Source organism: Bradyrhizobium sediminis (assembly GCF_018736085.1).
GTDB lineage: Bacteria > Pseudomonadota > Alphaproteobacteria > Rhizobiales > Xanthobacteraceae > Bradyrhizobium > Bradyrhizobium sediminis.
Genome location: NZ_CP076134.1, coordinates 4169476 through 4187972, shown reverse-complemented (window position 1 = coordinate 4187972; position 18497 = coordinate 4169476). Strand labels below are relative to the sequence as shown.

Sequence of the window (18497 nt, the reverse complement as noted above, 5' to 3'; positions counted from 1 at the left end):
CTATCGGCGATCCGCCCCGTGGGCGCGGTGATGACAGCGATTCTAATCGGCATCGGCTCGGGTGGCTGCAGCCTGTCCCGCGGCGACGGCGCCTTCGCCAAGATGGACGACAATGAGGTGACCGGCTCGATCGGCCCCGCCAAGCCCCCGGTGCCGACCGAGAGCGACCTCGCCTTCACCCGCAATGCCGCCTCCGACGTGCTGACCAAGGGCGACAAGGATTCCAGCCAGCCCTGGGAAAATCCCGAGACCGGCGCGCGGGGCTCGGTGACGCCGCTGGCCCAGGCCTATTCCTCCGAGGGACGCACCTGCCGGGATTTCCTGGCGAGCTACGTCAACGGCCGCTCCGAAAGCTGGCTGCAGGGCGCCGCCTGCAAGGCCGGCCATGGCCGATGGGAGATTCATACGCTAAAGCCGTGGACACGGGGCTGAATCCCGTTGCAGAAATGCAACGGCCACCCCAGATGAAGCTTGAAGCGGGCCAATCGCCCGGAATCGATGATCTGGTTTCCCTGGAGCCTTTCGGTTCTGATTGCATCAGAATCGGGCTCTAGTCTTTTGTTTGGACGCGTTTTCTTCATGCGAACCGGTATCCACTTCGCTCGAAAACGCTTTAGAGGAGACGTGACGGATGCGCGACCCCTATGAGGTCTTGGGGGTGCCGCGGGGCGCCAGCGCTGCGGCGATCAAGAGTGCCTATCGCAAGCTCGCCAAGAAGCATCACCCCGACGCCAACAAGAACGATCCGAAATCCGCGGCGCGCTTTGCCGAGCTGAACTCGGCCAACGAGATCATCGGCGACGAGACCAAGCGCAAGCAGTTCGACCGCGGCGAGATCGACGCCGAGGGCAAGCCGCGCTTCCAAGGCTTTCAAGGTGGCGGCTTTCCCGGGGGCGGTGACCCGCGCGGCCGTGCCGGGCCCGGCGGCTTCGAGACCCACACCTTCCGCAGCGGTGGCAGCGGCGGCTTTGAGGACATCCTCAACAGCATGTTCGGCGGTGCCGGGCGCGGCGCGCGGCCGGGCGGCGGCTTCGAGTTCGAAACCGGCGGCATCGGGCTCGATCTCGATCTTTCCGTCGCCATGACGGTGTCCTTGGAAGAGGCGGTCAAGGGCGTGGAAAAGCGCGTCCGGCTGCCGACCGGCAAGGAACTCAACGTCAAGATTCCCGCCGGCGTCACCGCCGGCCAGCAGATCCGGCTCAAGGGGCAGGGCGAGACCGCGCACGGCCACCGGCCCGGCGATCTCCTGATCACGGTCAGCATTGCGCCGCACGCCTTCTTCAAGGTCGACGGCAGCGACCTGCGGGTCGATCTGCCGATCACGCTTTATGAAGCGGTGCTCGGCGGCAAGGTCCGCGTGCCGACGCTGGGCAGCGCGGTCGAATTGTCGATACCGAAGAACACCTCGAGCGGGAGAACGTTTCGCCTCAAGGGCAAGGGACTGCCGAAGCCGGCCGCCGGCGCGACCGGCGACCTGTTCGTCACCACCCGCATCATGCTGCCGGACGGGAACGATTCCGAACTCGAGACGTTGATGCAGAAGTGGCGCGACGCACATCCGTACAATCCGCGCAGCGACCTGTAGCGTTTGGAAAAATATATCGCCTTTGAAAAAAGGTGCGGCCTCGACCGGGGGACCAGCGCGGTACAAAAACCCCAGTCGAGGCCGACTTCGCGGTCGATCGGCGGATCGAGCGCACCTCAATTTCGCGTGATCACCCGGTGCGTTTTTGAGACGTGGCGATGACTTGATTCCAGATTTTCGGTGTCGGAATTGGGACGCCAAGTCTACCCGCAGTAATTTACCCGCCGCTCTTCTCGTTCTGGTCGTAGACCATCCGCGCCACCTGCGTCAGGCGTTCGCGGTCGCTGCTGCCGCTGACCACATAGGCCACGCCGCGGTCGGCCCAGAACAGCGCGCCGTCATTATCCTGCCTGGCATAACGCATCTGCGTCGTTTCGGCGTCGGCCTTGGCGGTGTAGATCGTGAAGCGCTCGCCCGAGGCGCTCTCATACATCAGGAACGACGCTGGTCCCGTCGGGCCGGGCAGCAGCCTGCCGCCGACCAGTTTCAACCCGGTGGCGTCCAGCTCCGGCGCGCGGACGTCCCAGCCGCAGCGCTTGGTCAGCCAGGCCTGCAGATGCGTGCGTTCGCTGCCGGGCACCTCGACCGGATGACGTACCTCGACGACGTAGAGCCGGTGCGCGTCCAGCGCATCCACCGTGAAACTCTGGAACGCAGACGGCGAAGCGGCCACGCCACGCGCCAGCCAGCCGGTGCCGCCGCCGGCGATGAACGCCACCAGCGTGGCGGCGATCGCGCCGTACATCCATTTGCGCGGCTGTTGCACCAGCCGTTCGATCTCGAGCCGCTTCGGCACCGGCTCGTCGGCAACCGCGTCGTAGCGCGCATGCAGCGCCTCGGCCATCGCCCGCCACGATTGCACGCGCTCGGCATCGTCGGGGTGCGCCGCGAGCCATGCCTCGACATCGCCGCGCCGCTCCGGCGGCAGTTCGTTGTCGACGAAGGCGTGCAGTTCGTCTTCGGTGACGGGAATGTTCGGCTCGGTCATGGTCGTTGTCTCTTCTGGAGCGAAAGGTTCGCGGCTTCTCTGGAAATCTCACGCATGGGGGTCGCCATCATTTCACCCGCCGCAGCGCCGGCCGCTCGCCCTCGAGCGCGGCCTTGACATGGGCGCGGGCGCGGGCAAGCCGCGACATCACGGTGCCGATCGGCACGCCCTGGATGTCGGCGACCTCGCGATAGCTCAATCCCTCCAGCATCACCAAAAGCAGCACCGAGCGCTGCTCCTCGACCAGCGTGGCGAGCGCGCGGGCGATGTCGCGGCCTTCGGCCTCGGTGCCGCTGGCGTCGGGATTGTTGTCGAGCAGCGGCACGAATTGCGGCCGCCGCGCCAGCGACCGCCGCCGGTTCTTGTTGAGGTTGGTCAGGATGGTGTAGAGCCAGCTCCTGACGTCGCCGCCGAGAAACAGCCGCTCCGAACGCAGGGCCCGCACCAGCGTGTCCTGCACCAGGTCGTCGGCGACATCGGCATCGCGCGCCAGCGCGCGCGCATAGCGGCGCAGGGCCGGAATCATGGCTTCGACACTCTGACGAAATGCGCTCATCGACATCGGTCTCGGGTTGCTGCGGCCGGCATCCGGATCAACGCGAACGCCTACCACAACATAACACCCGGATGACGGGACTATTCCGGCTGTCAAGGCGGCGCGCCGACGGCCCGAACCGGGGTGAATTTGGGCTGTACCGGCCGGGAGGGCTGGTGTACCTCCAAACCCCCGGGAAAGCTCGATTGGAAACCCCAGATGTCGCAAAATTCAGGTCTGATGCAGGGACTCATGCAAGGCAAGCGCGGCGTGGTGCTGGGCGTCGCCAATAACCGTTCGATCGCCTGGGGCATCGCCAAGGCCTGCCGGGCGGCGGGCGCCGAGATCGCGCTGACCTGGCAGGGCGACGCGCTGAAGAAGCGGGTCGAGCCGCTGGCCAAGGAGCTCGGCGGTATCCTGCTCGGTCACTGCGACGTCACCGATCCCTCGACCATCGACGCGGTATTCGCGGTGCTCGCGGAGAAATGGGGCAAGATCGACTTCGTGGTGCATGCCATCGCCTTTTCCGACAAGGACCAGCTCGACGGCCGCTATCTCGAAACCACCGCCGACAATTTTTCCAAGACCATGCTGATCAGCTGCTACTCGTTGACCGCGATCGCCCAGCGCGCCGAAAAGCTCCTGGTCGACGGCGGCTCGATCGTGACGCTGACCTATTACGGCGCCGAGAAGTGGATGCCGCATTACAACGTGATGGGGGTTGCGAAAGCCGCGCTGGAAGCGAGCGTGCGCTATCTCGCCGCCGATCTCGGCGAGAAGAACATCCGTGTCAACGCGATTTCGGCCGGACCGATCAAGACGCTGGCGGCGTCGGGTATCGGCGATTTCCGCTACATCCTGAAGTGGAACGAGTACAACGCGCCGCTGCGCCGCACCGTCTCGATCGAGGAAGTCGGCGACAGCGCGCTCTATCTGCTCTCGGACATGTCGCGCGGCGTCACCGGCGAAGTGCATCACGTCGATTCCGGCTACCACGTCGTCGGCATGAAGCGTCCGGATGCGCCGGATATCTCGCTGAGCAATTCGCTGAGCAAGGATTAGCCGCAAGCCTTCGATGTCCGTGCCTGTCATCTACTACATCCGCCACGGCGAGACCGCATGGAATGTGGCAGGCCGTTTCCAGGGCTCGCGGGATATCCCGCTCAACGACCTCGGCCGCACCCAGGCGGTCGCCGCCGGCGGCATCCTCGCCGATCTCTTGGCGCAGAACGGCCACCAAGCGTCCGCGCTGCCGTTCGTGGCAAGCCCGCTCGGCCGCGCCCGCATGACCATGGAGCTGGTGCGCGGCGCCATGGAGCTGCCGCATCATGATTACGCCGTCGACATCAGGCTGCGCGAGATCGGCTATGGCCAGTGGGAAGGCCTGACGCTGCCCGAGATGGCGCAGCACGACGCCGCGACCTTTGCCGCCCGCCGCGAAGACAAATGGGGCGTCGCCGCGCCTGCGGGCGAGAGCTACGCCAGCGTCACCTTGCGCATGCGCGAGTGGTTCGACTCGCTTGCCGGCGACACCGTCACGGTCGCCCATGGCGGCACCATGCGCGCGCTGATGGTCGCACTCGGCATTTCGACGCCGTCGGAGGCCTCGGAAATCCCGATCGGCCAGGGCGTGGTCTACGTGTTCAGCGACGGCGGGCTGCAGAAGTATGGTTAAGGGCGCTCACCGTCATGGCCGGGCTCGTCCCGGCCATCCACGTCTTGCCTTGCTTTCCAGGAAGAAAGACGTGGATGCCCGGCACAAGGCCGGGCATGACGAACGAGAGATTTGACCCCTCGAACCCCGCGCGTTACGACAATCCGCACAGCTGCGGATTGTACGAAAATGTCCTTCAACACCTTCGGCTACCTGTTCCGGGTCACGACCTTCGGCGAGAGCCACGGGATTGCGATCGGCTGCGTGGTCGACGGCTGCCCGCCGCTGTTGCCGCTGACCAACGAGGACATCCAGCAGGATCTCGACCGCCGCCGCCCCGGCCAGTCGCGCTTCACCACCCAGCGCCAGGAGGCGGACGCGGTGAAGATCCTGTCCGGCGTGATGGCGCATCCGGAGACCGGCGTGCAGGTGACGACCGGCACGCCGATCGCGCTGTTGATCGAGAACACCGACCAGCGCTCGAAGGACTATTCCGAGATCAAGGACAAATTCCGCCCCGGCCACGCCGACTTCACCTATGAGGCGAAATACGGCCTGCGCGATTATCGCGGCGGCGGGCGTTCTTCCGCGCGCGAGACCGCGACCCGCGTCGCCGCTGGCGCCATTGCCCGCAAGATTTTGCCCGGCGTGACCGTGCGCGGCGCGCTGGTGCAGATGGGCCCGCACAGGATCGACCGCGACAAATGGGACTGGGAAGAGATCGCGCGCAATCCGTTCTTCTGCCCGGACAAGGACAAGGCCGCGTTCTTCGAGGGTTATCTCGACGGCATCCGCAAGAGCGGCTCGTCGATCGGCGCCGTCATCGAGGTGGTCGCCGAAGGCGTGCCGGCCGGGCTCGGCGCGCCGATCTACGCCAAGCTCGATTCCGATCTGGCGGCGGCGCTGATGAGCATCAACGCGGTGAAGGGCGTCGAGATCGGCGCCGGTTTTGGTGCTGCCGAACTGTCCGGCGAGGAAAACGCCGACGAGATGCGGATGGGCAACCAGGGCGTCAGCTTCATGTCCAACCATGCCGGCGGCGTCCTCGGCGGCATCTCCACCGGCCAGCCGGTGGTGGCGCGCTTCGCGGTGAAGCCGACCTCGTCGATTTTGTCGCCGCGCCGCACCGTCGATCGCAGCGGCGCCGACACCGACATCCTGACCAAGGGCCGCCATGACCCATGTGTGGGAATCCGCGCAGTGCCGGTCGGCGAAGCCATGATGGCCTGCGTGCTGGCGGATCATTTTCTAAGGCATCGCGGGCAGGTGGGCGGTTAGAGCCGGTAGGGCATGCGGACGCCAGGATCTCCGGCTGTGAAGTCCTTAGTATTTCGCGTGACCAGAAGCATCGCGTGTGCCTGCGCCGTTGCCCAGTGGCCGGGCTTCGTCCCGGCCATCCGCGTCTTTCCTTGAGTGCGGCCAAGACGTGGATGCGCGGCACAAGGCCGGGCATGACGACTTCGATAAAATGCCCATTCCATTGGCCGTATCTCTGGTCAGACTCTCACGAATTCCACGGCGTGCAGCCGTTGTGTGGCTGGCTGCCTTTGGTGATCTTGCAGTACAGCAATTTCTTCACGGGTGGGCTCGGGGTGATGCGCGGATGCACTTCGATGCGCGGCGCATCGATGCGGGCGGCGCGGACGGTTGTGCTGCCGATGTGGTTTGCGGTCGACAGGCTGTGGCCGCTGAAGCCGCCCATTCTGGCCGATGCCGCCGTCGGCGCGATCAGCGCGGCGCCGATCGATGCAGCGGCGGCAAGCAACGTCAAATTCTTCAACATGAAAATGTTCCTCGTGACGCCAACTTGTCGCTGGAACCCGTTCGTCGCCGTCTGGCGCGATCGGGTTCAAGGTCGGAGCCGGCAGAAAGGTGGTCGCGGCGGCCGTTTCTTGCGGCGGTCAGCCGGCGCGGCAAGGCAGGCTCTCGTCATAAAGACAGCCTATCGTTGTGTTGCCTTGACGTTCCCAAGACTTGCGCCGCAAATGGACTTCTCATGAGCGCATCGGAACTGCAGAAGATTACCGACTGGCTGATCGACGGCGCGAGGTCCGCGGCGAGCCCGAGCCATATGATGGCGGAAACCTGCGAGCGGCTGGTGCAGGCGGGCCTGCCGCTGTGGCGCGTCGGCGTATTCGTCCGCACGCTGCATCCCGATATCTTCGGCCGCAACTTCATCTGGCGGCCCGGCGCCGAGGTCGAGGCCACGGCGGCGAAGTGCTGAAGTTCATGGGCGACGGGCTGCTCGCAGTGTTTCCGATCGACGAATATGTCGGCGACGTCCACCAGGTCTGCGGAAGCGTGCTGGAAGCCGCCCGCGAATCCCGCGCCAGCGTCGAGGCGATGCAATACCCGGCCGGCGAGGCCGTCGAGCGCTTCCGCTTCGGCGTCGCGCTGCATGTCGGGCGAATTCTTTACGGCAATATCGGCGGCGGCAACCGGATCGACTTCACCTGCATCGGTCCCGCCGTCAATCTGGCAGCAAGGCTGGAAAAGATCGCAGGCCGGCTCGGCCGCACCGTGGTGGCGTCGGCCGGATTTGCAGGCATCTGCGCCGGCAGCTGGGCCGATCTCGGCGAGTTCCCGATCGCGGGGTTTTCCAGGGCCGAGCGGGTCTACGGGCTGGTGGACGAGACGGCGCAGAATTAGAGAACCACCTGTGGCCCGGATGGAGCGGTCCGCAAAATTGAAGACAAGGCGGTTTCCGAATGCCGTGCGAGTCCCATCGCTATTCCTCCGGCTCGGTGGTGAACAGCAGCGGGTAGCCCTTGGCGCGGCCGGCGTCGGTGGCGCGCGTCGCCTTGGTTTCGGCGACGTCCCTGGTGAACACGGCGACCACGCATACGCCGCGCCGGTGCGCCGTGATCATCACCTTGTGCGCCTGGTCCTCGGTCATGTGGAATTCCGCCTTCAGGACGGTGACGACGAATTCGCGGGGCGTGTAGTCGTCGTTGACCAGGATGACCTTGTGCAGGCGCGGCCGTTCGGTCCTGGTCTTGACCTTGGTTTTCGGCTTGGTGACGGCGTCGATCATTCCGGCAGGCCTCCCGACGGCGCCGTGCGCGGCGACCAGTTGGCGCGGCATTCCGAAAGGCGCGGTGTCATGGATCGCCGCGGCCCGCGGCCGTCTCGATCAGTTTACAGGCTCCCGGTCCGTCCTGGAACCGGGCATCGTCGGACAGTTTCAGCTCGGGCTCGTCCACGTCCGGCGACAGGAACAGCGCGCCGGATTCGTTCGATCCGGGTCGCTTGCGGCGGCGGACGCCGACTAACCTGATTGTGTAGGGATAACCGATGTTCCCGCTTTTCGGAGGCCGATTTGCGTGTCACGATCTCGTCATACGACGGGAGGACAGCCGATGCGCTGGTGTGTCTCGATCGGGGCGGTACTTGTCGCAGGCGCCATGGCCGGAGGCGACGTCGCGGGGATCGCCGCGCCGAACCCCGGCAACCAGCTCGGCCATCAACTCGCCAGCAAGGACGCCGATCCGTCCGTCGATGTCGAACTGATCCTTGCGGTCGATGTTTCCTATTCGATGGATATGGACGAGCTTGCGCTTCAACGCGAGGGTTACGCGCAAGCCATCGTCTCCAGGGAATTTCTGCAGGCGCTGAAGACCGGCCCGAACGGCAAGATCGCGGTGGCCTATTTCGAATGGGCGGCCTCGGGCGACCAGAAGATCATCATTCCCTGGCGGGTGATCGACGGCCCGGAGACGGCGGATGCCGTCGCCAACGAGATCATGAAGACGCCGATCCGCCGGGCCTCGCGCACCTCGATCTCGGGCGCGATCAATTTCGCGATGCCGCTGTTCGAAGAGAACCCGCATCGGGGCCTGAGGCGCGTGATCGATATTTCCGGCGACGGCCCCAACAACAACGGCTCGCCGGTCACGGCCGCGCGGGATGCCGCGCTGGAGAAGGGGATTATCATCAACGGCCTGCCGATCATGGTGAAGGAGCCGTCTTATTCGACGATGGATATCGACCACCTCGATTTCTATTACGAGGACTGCGTGATCGGCGGCCCGGGTTCATTCGTGGTGACGATCAAGGAGCGCGACAAGTTCAAGGAGGCGATCCGGACCAAGCTCGTGCTCGAGGTCGCCGGCCGCACGCCCGAGCGCCGGATCGTCCCGGTGGTTTCGAAGGAGCCTCGGGTCAACTGCATGATCGGCGAGAAGATCTGGCAGGACAGGTGGGGAAGGTGATTTCTAGCGCGTGAACTTCAGCGTGTGAACTTCGCCACCAGCTCGATATGCGATGTGTGGCGGAACTGGTCGACCGGCGTTACGCTCTGCATCTTGTAACCGCCATCGACCAGGATCCGGGCGTCGCGGGCGAAGGTCGCGACGTTGCAGGACACTGCGACCACGACCGGAATCTTGCTGGCGGCAAGCTGCTTGGCTTGCGCCTCGGCGCCCTGCCGCGGCGGATCGAATACGACCGCGTCGTAGTCGCGCAATTCCGGCGGCATCAGCGGCCGCCTGAACAGGTCGCGCGCCTCGGCCTTGACCGGTTTGAGGCCGGGCGTCGAGGTCGCCGCCTTCTGCAGCGCCGTGACCGCGCCGGCATCGCTGTCGAAGGCCGCAACCCGGGACTTCGCCGCCAGCCTCAGCGCGAAGGGCCCGACCCCGCAAAACAGGTCGGCGATATGTTTGGCGCGTTTGCAGCGTTCCGATACCAGCGCCGCCAGCGTTTCCTCGCCGGCAACGGTGGCCTGCAGGAACGAACCCGGCGGCAAAGTGACCCGTGCGGACCCGATCGCGATCGTCGGCGGGGTGCGCATCAGCACCAGCTCGCCGTGGCGCGTCAGCCGGGCCAGCCGATGTTGCTCGGCCAGGCGCGACAGCGTGGCGATCATGGTCGGCGGCAGCGGCCCGGAGCCGCGCACGTCGACGTCGAGGCCGCCGTCGGTCATGGTGATCTGGATGTCGAGCGGTTTTCCGACCGCGATCAGTGGCTCGGCCAAGGCCCACGCCGCATCGAGCGCGCCGCTCAGGCCGGGATCTAGAATCGGGCAGTGGTCGATCGGAATGACGTCGTGCGAACCTGCCGCGGTGTAGCCCACCCTGAGCACCTCGTGCGTGCCCATCCGGGCGTGCAGGGTGATCCGCCGGCGGCCGAGGCCATGGGCGTCGATCAGCGGATCCACCTCGCAGTCGAGCCTGGTGCGCGCCAGCGTCTCGACCACCATGTCGCGCTTCCAGGCGCGGTAGCGTTCGCCCTGCCAGTGCTGGACCGCGCAGCCGCCGCAGATGGAAAAATGCGGACAGAATGGCGTGATCCGGTCCGGGCTCGCGACGTTGACCTGCAGCAGGCGGCGGCGATCGGGATGGGCCGGCACCGGCGCCACCTCGATCGTCTCGCCGGGAAGCGCATACGGCACATAGATCGAACGCCCGCCGACGACGGCGACGCCGTCGCCGTGATGGCCGACGTGGTCGATGGTGAGATGCTCAACCACGGCGCGCGCCGATGAAGAATTCGATGTTGCCGTCGCCGCCTGCGATCGATGACGGAAATACCTGGATATCGGTGCAACCGAGCGAGGCGGCAAACGCCGCGATGTCGTCGCAGACTTGCTTGTGCACCGTGGCGTCACGGATGATGCCGCGCTTGGAATGTTTTCGCGGCGCCTCGAATTGCGGCTTGATCAATGCCAGCAGATGCATCGGCGCGGCCGCCAGCGACAGCGCCACCGGCAGCACGGCCTTCAAGGAAATGAAGCTGACATCGATGACGACGATGTCCGGCCGCGCCGGCAGGCGCTTGCCTTCAAAATTGCGAATGTCGGTCTCTTCCATGGAGACGATTCTGGGATGGCCGTGCAGCGAAGGATGCAGCTGGCCGTGGCCGACATCGATCGAGAACACCAGGCTGGCGCCGTTGGCGAGGAGCACCTCGGTGAATCCGCCGGTCGATGCTCCGACGTCGAGGCAGACGTGATCCTCGATTTCGATCGGATATTGTTCCAGCGCGCCCGCCAGCTTGACGCCGCCGCGCGAGACGAAGGGATGCGCGGGCTGCGCCTTTATCACGGCGTCGGCCGGAATGGTTTCGGACGGTTTGGCGACCTGCTTGTCGTTGGCGGTGACGAGGCCGGCTTCGATTGCGGCCTGCGCCCGCGCCCGGCTCTCGAACAGGCCGCGCTCGACCAGCAGCATGTCGGCGCGCTTGCGGGCAGGGGGAAGGCTGCGGTCGCGCTTGGCCACGGTCAACTCGATGCCCGCTCGGCCGCCATGCGCACGCAAGCCTCGAATGCGGTGAGATCGCGCCAGAGGTCTGCGGGCGCCTGCCGTGGCGTCACCAGCGCGCAGCCGTACAGATCGAGCGCATGGATCATCATCAGATTGTCGGTCAGCCCAAAATCCTCGACGGTCAGGCCGTGCCGATCGATCAGGCGTCCATCGCGCAAATTCACGCCGGTGAATTCGCGGACGCGGTCGGCGTAGGGCGAGGGATGATTGGAGTAACCCAGACAGAGCTTGCCGCGCCCCGCCATGTAGCCGAGCTCGTAGACGGTGCCGGCATCCGCGCCCGGCCCGCGGAACGGCGTGAGGTTGGCGATAACGGCGTCGGCCTCGATCATCATGGCCTGGTTGCCTTTGAAGATATTGAGCGAGGCATCGCCTGCCGTCACGTCGACCGCGTTATCCAGCGGATAGAGTCCGGTCAGGCCATGGCGCGCGCAAACTTCCGCCTTGCGCCGTCCGATATCAAGGGCGTCGGGCAGAAAAACGTCGGGACCGGCGAGGTAAATCTTCATTTCGATTGAAGCAGCGGATGGCCTCGTGGTTCGAGACGCGCAGCGTCGCTGCGCTCCTCACCAAGAGGGTTTAGGACCTCATCCTGAGGAGCCCGCTGTGGCGGGCGTCTCGAAGGATGAGGTCACCGGACCGTCAGGCCAGCTTCACCGTTTCGGCCTTGAAGTCCTTGCCGAGCGTCTCGAACACCTTGGCGACGATGCCCTTGGCGTCGAGGCCGGCGCGGCCATACATCGCGGCCGGCGTATCGTGGTCGAGGAACACGTCGGGCAGGACCATCGCCCGCATCCGCAAGCCACCGTCGAGCATGCCGTTATCGGCCAGCAACTGCATGACGTGGGAGCCGAAGCCGCCGATCGAGCCTTCCTCGATGGTGAGCAGGACTTCGTGCTCGCGCGCGAGTTTCAGAATCATGTCGGTGTCGAGCGGCTTCATGAAGCGCGCATCGGCGATCGTGGTGGAGAGGCCATGGGCGGCGAGTTCGTCGGCGGCCTTTTCGCATTCGGCCAGACGGGTGCCGAACGACAATAGCGCGATCTTGGAGCCCTCGCGGACGATACGGCCCTTGCCGATCTCGAGGGGAATGCCGACTTCGGGCATTTCGACGCCGCGGCCTTCGCCGCGCGGATAGCGTAGCGCGCTCGGACGGTCGTTGATCGCCACTTGCGTCGCGACCATGTGGACCATCTCGGCCTCGTCGGAAGCCGCCATGATGACGAAGTTGGGCAGGCAGCCCAGATAGGCGTTGTCGAACGAGCCGGCATGGGTGGCGCCGTCGGCGCCGACGAGGCCGGCGCGATCGATGGCGAAGCGCACCGGCAGGCTCTGGATCGCCACGTCATGGACGACCTGGTCGTAGCCGCGCTGCAGGAAGGTCGAATAGATCGCGCAGAACGGCTTGTAGCCCTCGGTCGCAAGACCGGCGGCGAAGGTCACCGCATGCTGCTCGGCGATGCCGACATCGAAAGTGCGGGTCGGGAAAGCCTTGGCGAAAATATCGATCCCGGTGCCGGACGGCATCGCCGCGGTGATGCCGATGATCTTGTCGTCCTTTTGAGCTTCCTTGACGAGGCTCTGGCCGAACACGTTCTGGTAGGCGGGCGCGTTCGGTTTTGCTTTCGCCTGGGTGCCCGTCGCGACGTCGAACTTCACCACCGCATGATACTTGTCGGCGGAGGCTTCCGCCGGGCCGTAGCCCTTGCCCTTCTGCGTCACGACATGGACCAGGATCGGGCCGGTCTCCATGTCGCGGACGTTCTTCAGCACCGGAAGCAGATGGTCGAGGTTGTGGCCGTCGATCGGGCCGACATAGTAGAAGCCGAGCTCCTCGAACAGCGTGCCGCCGTCCATCATGAAGCCACGGGAATATTCTTCGACACGATTGGCGCGGTTGGCGATTATTTTCGGCAGATGGTTGCCGAGCTGCTTGGCGGCCTCGCGCAGCGTGCGATAGGTCTTGCCGGAGTAGAGCCGCGACAGATAGGCCGACATCGCGCCGACCGGCGGTGCAATCGACATGTCGTTGTCGTTGAGGATGACGATCAGCCGGGAATTCATCGCGCCGGCATTGTTCATGGCCTCATAGGCCATGCCCGCGGACATCGCGCCGTCGCCGATTACGGCGATGACGTTGTTCTTGCCGCCGGAGAGGTCGCGCGCCACGGCCATGCCGAGGCCGGCGGAGATCGAGGTCGAGGAGTGGGCGGCGCCGAACGGGTCGTAATCGCTTTCGGTGCGCTTGGTGAAACCGGACAGCCCGCCGCCGGTGCGCAGGGTGCGGATGCGATCCCTGCGTCCGGTCAGGATTTTGTGCGGATAGGCCTGATGGCCGACGTCCCAGATCAGGCGGTCGCGCGGGGTGTCGAAGATGTAATGGATCGCTGTGGTCAGTTCGACGACGCCGAGGCCGGCGCCGAAATGTCCGCCGGTGACCGAGACGGCATCGATGGTTTCCTGGCGCAGTTCGTCGGCGACCTGCCGCACCTGCTCGACCTTGAGCCGGCGCAGATCGTCCGGGGTGCGGATCGTGTCGAGGAGCGGCGTCTTGCTAAATGTCGTCACAGCGATATTCCAATTTTGCATGTCGGGACAAACCGCCCGACGTAAGATGGGTTGCGCAATATCAGCGCAGCGAAGACCCGGGCGCCGGGTGCTTTTGACAGCCTAGACGCGCTCCGGATCGGTCAATGTGATATGCATCACCTTTGGCGGCTTCGCCCTTCCCAGTCAATTTTATCTGCTATTTGAAGCGCTTACCGTCGCCGGAAATCGAGGGCTGGCCGCCTTCAATAGCCCACAGCCCGCCAAGCTTTACACTAAAGCCGAGGCCAAAGCCAACCCGCCGGCGCCGCGAGGCGGGGCGGATCAGGTCCGGAAAGGGCCGAATTTCAACCCCGGCGGCGCGCCGAAGGCTCTTTCCCGCTCAAATCGGCGGCATCCGCGCGACGGGAGACGGCGGATTCGAGCCTTTTCCAGGCCTGTTCCCGGGCGGCGGCGTCGCCGGCGGCGACCGCCAGGGCCGCCTCGGGCAGCGCCATGCGCTCGCGCAAAGGGATCGGCCCGCAGACGATCATGAAGAAGTCGTAGGCGTGGGGTTGCTCATTGGCCATGACGAACTGGAAATGGACCCGGAAGAACTTCCAGCGGAACGCGTTGTAGTGCTCCGGTTTGATGATTTCACGGAACCGGACCGCCACGATGGTGGGGTTGCGTCTGGCGGCACCGGCGTCGATGCCATGGCCGGCGACCGGATCGAACGGAAAGAAATTCATCACGTCCTTGCGCGACTGGCAGTCGATCCAGTCGATCGAAGGCTCGACCGCCAGTTGCCGCAGATGGTCGCGGAAATCCTGTGACGCCGCATGAAAACCGACGATCGGGAAATTACCGCCGACGGTAAAGAGGACAATGCGCGGGCCATGCCGGCCGAGGCCTGGGTCGAGCCTGAGCGCGCGCGCCAGGATCTCGGTCCCCAGAAACGATCCCGAACTGTGGCCGACGATCACGATTTCCTCGGCGTCGCTGGAGCGTGCGATGTTGACGAGGTATTGCGCAAAGCGGTCGATGCGCTGGTCCCATTCCGGCCGCTGGCGGTGCGAGAATTCCCAGGTCCAGATCGTGTCGGACAGCAGATACAGCAAATAGGTCGCGTTTTCCGTGTATTTCAGCAGCGAGCCGAGCAGGGCGACGAACACGGCCGCCGCCGCGGCCATGCTGAACAGGCTGGGGACGCCGAGCGCTTCGAGGCCTTTCGCGCAGGCGTAGGCAACGCCGAGCGATCCCAGCGCCTCGAGCAACAGCAGGAAATGCGGGTAGGTGATGAAGGTCGCGAACCGCCAGTTCGCCCGCCAGAATCGTGCAATCGTGCCGCGGAACACCAGGCGCCAGTAGATCCAGACGGCATGAAAAACCGTACTCCAGATCGGCGCGGCGAGGTCGCGCTGGATCAGGTCTTCGAAGCGCAGGAAATCGTACCTGGTGCGGGTCTGCCAGTCGCGGGCCTTGGTCTCGATGGTCCAGGATGCGGTCTCGCCGTCGGATGAACTCTGCGGGCGACTTATGGTGGCGCTGAGTTGGTACAGCCGGCCGAACTTCCGCAGCTCGGTCCTGAACATGCGGTAATACTGCGCGAGCCCGCGCGGATCGTACCCTTGCACATAGATGATATGGCGGTGCTGAACGCGCACGAAACAGTGGTCCCCGGACTAGTGCCGCCGACTATATCAGGCTACGTAACGCGCCAAGAGCTATTTCGGGCCTCGCCGCCCCGGTCAGCGCCGAATTCGCCAAATATTCCCATCTGTTGCCGGGCAGCGACGTGCGGCCGCATGGCCGTTACTGAACGTCGAGCGGCTCGGTACCAGTGACCTGGCCGCTGGCGTCGGTGGTGATCTTGTCGACCCGCGCTTCGGCCTGCCGCAGCAATTCCTCGCAACGCCGTTTCAGCGCCTCGCCGCGCTCGTAGATGGCCACCGATTCCTCCAGCGGCACCTTGCCGTCCTCGAGCCGCTTGACGATCGATTCGAGTTCCTCGATCGCGCGTTCGAAGGAGAGCTTCTTGACGTCCAGTTGGGTGTTTTCGGCCATATTGCTTTCCCGGATGCGCCCTCGCGGGGCGCAGACTCAAATCCATCTATGCGGGCGTATTGTGGCGGGAAATCACGCGCCCATCAATGCGCTGACGTGCGCCGCCACCGACTCTTTCAGGCCCTGCAGATCGTAGCCGCCCTCGAGCACCGAGACGATCCGGCCGCCGGCGCTGGAGTAGGCGACGTCCATCAGCTGGCGCGTGACCCAGCCGAAATCCTCGGCGTGAAGATTGAGCGACGCCAAGGGATCGCGGAAGTGCGCGTCGAAGCCGGCGGAGACGATGATCAGCTCAGGCGAGAATTTCCGCAGTTGCGGCAGGATGACGTTTTCGAACGCGGCGCGGAACTTGGCGCCGCCGTCTTCGGAGGCGAGCGGCGCGTTGACGATGGTGTCGTGCTCGCCGCGCTCGCCGCTGGCGCCGGTGCCGGGAAACAGCGGCATCTGGTGCGTCGAGCAATACATCACGGTCGGATCGGACCAGAAGATATCCTGGGTGCCGTTGCCGTGATGCACGTCGAAATCGACGATCGCCGCGCGGGCGATGCCGTATTTGCGCTGGGCGTGGCGTGCGGCGATCGCGGCATTGTCGAAGAAGCAGAACCCCATAGGCTTGTTGATCTCGGCGTGATGGCCCGGCGGACGGATCGCGACGAAGGCATTGTCATGCGAGCCCGACATCACGGCATCGGTGGCGGTGACCGCGCCGCCGACGCCGCGCATCACCGCTTCCCAGGTGCCGGGCGACATCGAGGTATCGCCGTCGAGATAGATCAGCCCGCTCGACGGCGCGATGTGGCGGAGTTCTCCGACATAGTGCTCGTTGTGACAGAGCGTGACCGAATCCAGACTGCCCTCCGGCGCTTCGCCGCGCACCAGTCTGTTGAAGCGATCCTCGGCGAGCACCTCGCCGACCGCGCGCAGCCGGTCGGAGCGCTCCGGATGGCCCGGCGGCGTGGCGTGGTCGAGACAGGCCGGATGAGTGAGAAGCAGCGTGGTCATGCAGTACCCTGGCGCGGCAAGCGCTTTATGAGAAGGCGTTAATCTAGGGGGTTGGCGCGGCTTGGGAAAGAGCCGAGCCCGCGGATCCCGCCGGCATTTCAGTTCATTCGCACGATGCGATTCCCCGTCGCGGGCGCGATCGGGCTGTTGGCCTTGAAATACAGGTACAGGGCGTCGACGTCATAGACGCCGACCAGCGGCGCTGATCCTTCCATGAACACGGTAAATCCGTCGCCGCCGACCGCGAGAAAACTGTTCACCGTCACGCGGTAGCCCGTCGCCGGATCGATGCGTTGCCCGTTCAGCGTCAGGCTGTCGGCGGCCACGCGGTCGCCGATCGGCCTGGCGGCGTCCCACGCGTAGCTGAAACCCTTCGAGACCTGCAGAATCCGCGGCCGCTTCGGGTCGAGCCACTGCTGCTCGAGCACGTTCCTGATCTGCGTTCCCGTCAGCGTCAGCGTCACCAGCTGGTTGCGGAACGGCTGGCTGGCGAACACGTCGGCATAGGTCACCGCGCCGCCGTCCTTCTTCGGGATATCGCTGCGGACGCCGCCCGGATTGGTGAAGGCGATCACGGCCCCGCCATTGGCCTCGAGGCGGGTCGCGGCCAGCTGGGCGTCGGCGACGATATCGCCGAGCACGCTCTCGCCGGCCTCGTTGGGCATGCGCGACAGCGTTTCGGTGATCGAGCCCGCCGGGCGGCCGGCGATCGGGGCGGCCAGTCGATCGTAAGCCTCGAGCAACGCGGTCTGCTCCGGATCCTTGGCGAAGGCTTCGGTGCGGACGATGACGTTGTCGGCGCGGGCGCTGATGACGTCGCGGGTGGCGGGATCGAGCTTCAGATCGATTGCGGTGACGACGGTGCTGTATTTGTCGGCTGAGGTGACCAGCCGGCCGTCGATCTCGCAGATATAGGCCTGGTGGGTGTGGCCGCTGACGACGAGATCGACGGCCTTGTCGAGCTTCCTGACGATGTCGACGATGGGGCCGGAGATGCCCGGGCACTCATTATAATCGCCGCTCGGAAAGCCGCCTTCATGGATCAGCACGACGATGGCCTCGACGCCGCGCGCCTTCAGTTCCGGCACCAGCGCGTTCACGGTGTCGGCCTCGTCCCTGAATTCCAGATCGGCGACGCCAGTCGGCGCGACCAGCTTCGGCGTGCCCTTCAATGTCAGGCCGATGAAGGCTATGGGAACGCCGTCGAACTCCCTGATCGCGTAAGGTGGAAACAGCGTCTTGCCGGTGCTCTTCTCGAAGGTGCTGGCGGCCAGATAGCGAAACTTCGCGCCGAGGAAGGGATGCGGCCCCTGGCATCCGTCGATCGCGTGACAGCCGCCATTCTGCATCCGCAGCAGCTCTTCCTTGCCCTCGTCGAATTCGTGATTGCCGACGGAGGCAACCGCCAGTCCCATCATGCCGAGCGATTCGATGGTGGGCTCGTCGTGAAACATTGCCGACAGGAACGGGCTCGCGCCGATCAGGTCGCCGGCGGCGACGAAGATGTTGTTCCTGGCTTTTTCGCGGAGTTGCCTGACCGCCGTCGCCATGTGCTCGGCGCCGCCGGCCGCGACCGTTATCCTCTTGGATTTGTCGTCGGGATCGGCGATCCGGATGCCGCCCTGCGGCGGTTGCAGATAACCGTGGAAGTCGTTGATCGCCAGAATGCGCAGCTCGACCGGCGCGGCTTGCGCCGATGCGCGCGACATTGGGTCGAGCACCATCGCCAGCAGGACGGCCGCAAGGATCTGACAAAGCGAATGTCTCATGACGTTGCGATGGAACGGAGACACGCGGATTTCATGAGGCCCCGCTTGCCGCTTGGCCGCGCGGGCATATCCGTCGGTCATTATGTCCGACCATGATGAATCCTTGAACGA

The 18497-nt window shown here is 65.2% G+C and carries 18 protein-coding genes and 2 pseudogenes; 7 read left to right on the top strand and 13 right to left on the bottom strand.

Going from position 1 to position 18497, the window contains the following annotated elements; translation table 11 throughout:
- Positions 1-30: 30 nt before the first annotated feature.
- A complete protein-coding gene (locus tag KMZ29_RS20085; protein WP_215603007.1) occupies positions 31-432 on the top strand; it encodes an RT0821/Lpp0805 family surface protein in 402 nt (133 codons plus the stop codon).
- A 199-nt stretch (positions 433-631) separates the two neighbouring features.
- A complete protein-coding gene (locus KMZ29_RS20080; protein WP_215620854.1) occupies positions 632-1585 on the top strand; it encodes a DnaJ C-terminal domain-containing protein in 954 nt (317 codons plus the stop codon).
- A 217-nt stretch (positions 1586-1802) separates the two neighbouring features.
- On the opposite strand, the gene KMZ29_RS20075 is transcribed toward KMZ29_RS20080, so the two are convergent.
- Together KMZ29_RS20075 and KMZ29_RS20070 are read right to left on the bottom strand one after the other, a co-directional pair.
- Positions 1803-2573 carry an anti-sigma factor family protein gene (locus KMZ29_RS20075; RefSeq protein ID WP_215620853.1) on the bottom strand — a complete coding sequence of 257 codons (771 nt, stop codon included), beginning with the start codon at positions 2571-2573 and terminating at the stop codon, positions 1803-1805.
- Positions 2574-2640: 67 nt separating this feature from the next.
- Complete coding sequence (locus tag KMZ29_RS20070; protein ID WP_215603004.1) at positions 2641-3129, bottom strand: RNA polymerase sigma factor; 489 nt, start codon at positions 3127-3129, stop codon at positions 2641-2643.
- A 198-nt stretch (positions 3130-3327) separates the two neighbouring features.
- Between KMZ29_RS20070 and fabI the strand changes: the two genes are divergently transcribed.
- The 3 genes from fabI to aroC all read left to right on the top strand — a co-directional run bounded on the left by fabI (position 3328) and on the right by aroC (position 6040).
- Positions 3328-4170, top strand: a complete 843-nt coding sequence (fabI, locus tag KMZ29_RS20065; protein WP_215620852.1) for an enoyl-ACP reductase FabI — start codon at positions 3328-3330, stop codon at positions 4168-4170.
- A gap of 13 nt (positions 4171-4183) precedes the next feature.
- Positions 4184-4783, top strand: a complete 600-nt coding sequence (locus KMZ29_RS20060) for a histidine phosphatase family protein (protein ID WP_215620851.1) — start codon at positions 4184-4186, stop codon at positions 4781-4783.
- A gap of 168 nt (positions 4784-4951) precedes the next feature.
- Entirely contained in the window at positions 4952-6040 is a 1089-nt protein-coding gene (aroC, locus tag KMZ29_RS20055; RefSeq protein ID WP_215620850.1) for a chorismate synthase, read from the top strand.
- On the opposite strand, the pseudogene KMZ29_RS27035 reads toward aroC, so the two are convergent.
- Both KMZ29_RS27035 and KMZ29_RS20050 read right to left on the bottom strand, forming a co-directional pair.
- A pseudogene (locus tag KMZ29_RS27035) lies at positions 6037-6135 on the bottom strand (VapC toxin family PIN domain ribonuclease); the annotation flags it as partial. The gene aroC and the pseudogene KMZ29_RS27035 overlap by 4 nt on opposite strands.
- 131 nt (positions 6136-6266) lie before the next feature.
- Entirely contained in the window at positions 6267-6545 is a 279-nt protein-coding gene (locus KMZ29_RS20050) for a hypothetical protein (protein WP_215620849.1), read from the bottom strand.
- Between the two features lie 213 nt (positions 6546-6758).
- Between KMZ29_RS20050 and KMZ29_RS20045 the strand changes: the two are divergent.
- Positions 6759-7411, top strand: a pseudogene (locus KMZ29_RS20045) (adenylate/guanylate cyclase domain-containing protein).
- A gap of 79 nt (positions 7412-7490) precedes the next feature.
- Here the strand turns inward: KMZ29_RS20045 and clpS are convergent.
- Complete coding sequence (clpS, locus tag KMZ29_RS20040; protein ID WP_215620848.1) at positions 7491-7796, bottom strand: ATP-dependent Clp protease adapter ClpS; 306 nt, start codon at positions 7794-7796, stop codon at positions 7491-7493.
- A gap of 325 nt (positions 7797-8121) precedes the next feature.
- Here clpS and KMZ29_RS20035 point away from each other — a divergent pair, with 325 nt between their 5' ends.
- Positions 8122-8973 carry a DUF1194 domain-containing protein gene (locus tag KMZ29_RS20035; RefSeq protein WP_215620847.1) on the top strand — a complete coding sequence of 284 codons (852 nt, stop codon included), beginning with the start codon at positions 8122-8124 and terminating at the stop codon, positions 8971-8973.
- A gap of 17 nt (positions 8974-8990) precedes the next feature.
- On the opposite strand, the gene KMZ29_RS20030 is transcribed toward KMZ29_RS20035, so the two are convergent.
- The 8 genes from KMZ29_RS20030 to KMZ29_RS19995 all read right to left on the bottom strand — a co-directional run bounded on the left by KMZ29_RS20030 (position 8991) and on the right by KMZ29_RS19995 (position 18386).
- Complete coding sequence (locus KMZ29_RS20030; protein ID WP_215620846.1) at positions 8991-10229, bottom strand: class I SAM-dependent RNA methyltransferase; 1239 nt, start codon at positions 10227-10229, stop codon at positions 8991-8993.
- A complete protein-coding gene (locus tag KMZ29_RS20025) occupies positions 10222-10929 on the bottom strand; it encodes a TlyA family RNA methyltransferase (RefSeq protein ID WP_215624341.1) in 708 nt (235 codons plus the stop codon). The genes KMZ29_RS20030 and KMZ29_RS20025 overlap by 8 nt, the downstream gene beginning before the upstream one ends.
- Before the next feature lie 50 nt (positions 10930-10979).
- A complete protein-coding gene (locus KMZ29_RS20020) occupies positions 10980-11531 on the bottom strand; it encodes a nucleoside 2-deoxyribosyltransferase (RefSeq protein WP_215620845.1) in 552 nt (183 codons plus the stop codon).
- Positions 11532-11664: 133 nt separating this feature from the next.
- A complete protein-coding gene (gene dxs, locus KMZ29_RS20015) occupies positions 11665-13590 on the bottom strand; it encodes a 1-deoxy-D-xylulose-5-phosphate synthase (protein ID WP_215620844.1) in 1926 nt (641 codons plus the stop codon).
- A gap of 326 nt (positions 13591-13916) precedes the next feature.
- Complete coding sequence (locus KMZ29_RS20010) at positions 13917-15215, bottom strand: hypothetical protein (protein WP_215620843.1); 1299 nt, start codon at positions 15213-15215, stop codon at positions 13917-13919.
- Between the two features lie 148 nt (positions 15216-15363).
- Complete coding sequence (locus KMZ29_RS20005; protein ID WP_215602989.1) at positions 15364-15615, bottom strand: exodeoxyribonuclease VII small subunit; 252 nt, start codon at positions 15613-15615, stop codon at positions 15364-15366.
- A 72-nt stretch (positions 15616-15687) separates the two neighbouring features.
- Positions 15688-16617 (bottom strand): histone deacetylase family protein, encoded by a 930-nt coding sequence (locus KMZ29_RS20000; RefSeq protein WP_215620842.1) that lies wholly within the window; start codon positions 16615-16617, stop codon positions 15688-15690.
- A gap of 98 nt (positions 16618-16715) precedes the next feature.
- Positions 16716-18386, bottom strand: coding sequence for a bifunctional metallophosphatase/5'-nucleotidase (locus KMZ29_RS19995; RefSeq protein ID WP_215620841.1), 1671 nt, complete (start codon positions 18384-18386; stop codon positions 16716-16718).
- Between the last annotated feature and the right edge of the window lie 111 nt (positions 18387-18497).

Coding starts and splice junctions, on each gene's coding strand:
- fabI (WP_215620852.1), top strand. CDS start 3,328: ATGTCGCAAAATTCAGGTCTGATGCAGGGACTCATGCAAGGCAAGCGC.
- aroC (WP_215620850.1), top strand. CDS start 4,952: ATGTCCTTCAACACCTTCGGCTACCTGTTCCGGGTCACGACCTTCGGC.
- KMZ29_RS20025 (WP_215624341.1), bottom strand. CDS start 10,929: ATGCTGCTGGTCGAGCGCGGCCTGTTCGAGAGCCGGGCGCGGGCGCAG.
- KMZ29_RS20085 (WP_215603007.1), top strand. CDS start 31: ATGACAGCGATTCTAATCGGCATCGGCTCGGGTGGCTGCAGCCTGTCC.
- clpS (WP_215620848.1), bottom strand. CDS start 7,796: ATGATCGACGCCGTCACCAAGCCGAAAACCAAGGTCAAGACCAGGACC.
- KMZ29_RS20050 (WP_215620849.1), bottom strand. CDS start 6,545: ATGTTGAAGAATTTGACGTTGCTTGCCGCCGCTGCATCGATCGGCGCC.
- KMZ29_RS20075 (WP_215620853.1), bottom strand. CDS start 2,573: ATGACCGAGCCGAACATTCCCGTCACCGAAGACGAACTGCACGCCTTC.
- KMZ29_RS20035 (WP_215620847.1), top strand. CDS start 8,122: ATGCGCTGGTGTGTCTCGATCGGGGCGGTACTTGTCGCAGGCGCCATG.
- KMZ29_RS20000 (WP_215620842.1), bottom strand. CDS start 16,617: ATGACCACGCTGCTTCTCACTCATCCGGCCTGTCTCGACCACGCCACG.
- KMZ29_RS20020 (WP_215620845.1), bottom strand. CDS start 11,531: ATGAAGATTTACCTCGCCGGTCCCGACGTTTTTCTGCCCGACGCCCTT.
- KMZ29_RS20070 (WP_215603004.1), bottom strand. CDS start 3,129: ATGAGCGCATTTCGTCAGAGTGTCGAAGCCATGATTCCGGCCCTGCGC.
- KMZ29_RS20005 (WP_215602989.1), bottom strand. CDS start 15,615: ATGGCCGAAAACACCCAACTGGACGTCAAGAAGCTCTCCTTCGAACGC.
- KMZ29_RS20060 (WP_215620851.1), top strand. CDS start 4,184: ATGTCCGTGCCTGTCATCTACTACATCCGCCACGGCGAGACCGCATGG.
- KMZ29_RS19995 (WP_215620841.1), bottom strand. CDS start 18,386: ATGAGACATTCGCTTTGTCAGATCCTTGCGGCCGTCCTGCTGGCGATG.
- KMZ29_RS20080 (WP_215620854.1), top strand. CDS start 632: ATGCGCGACCCCTATGAGGTCTTGGGGGTGCCGCGGGGCGCCAGCGCT.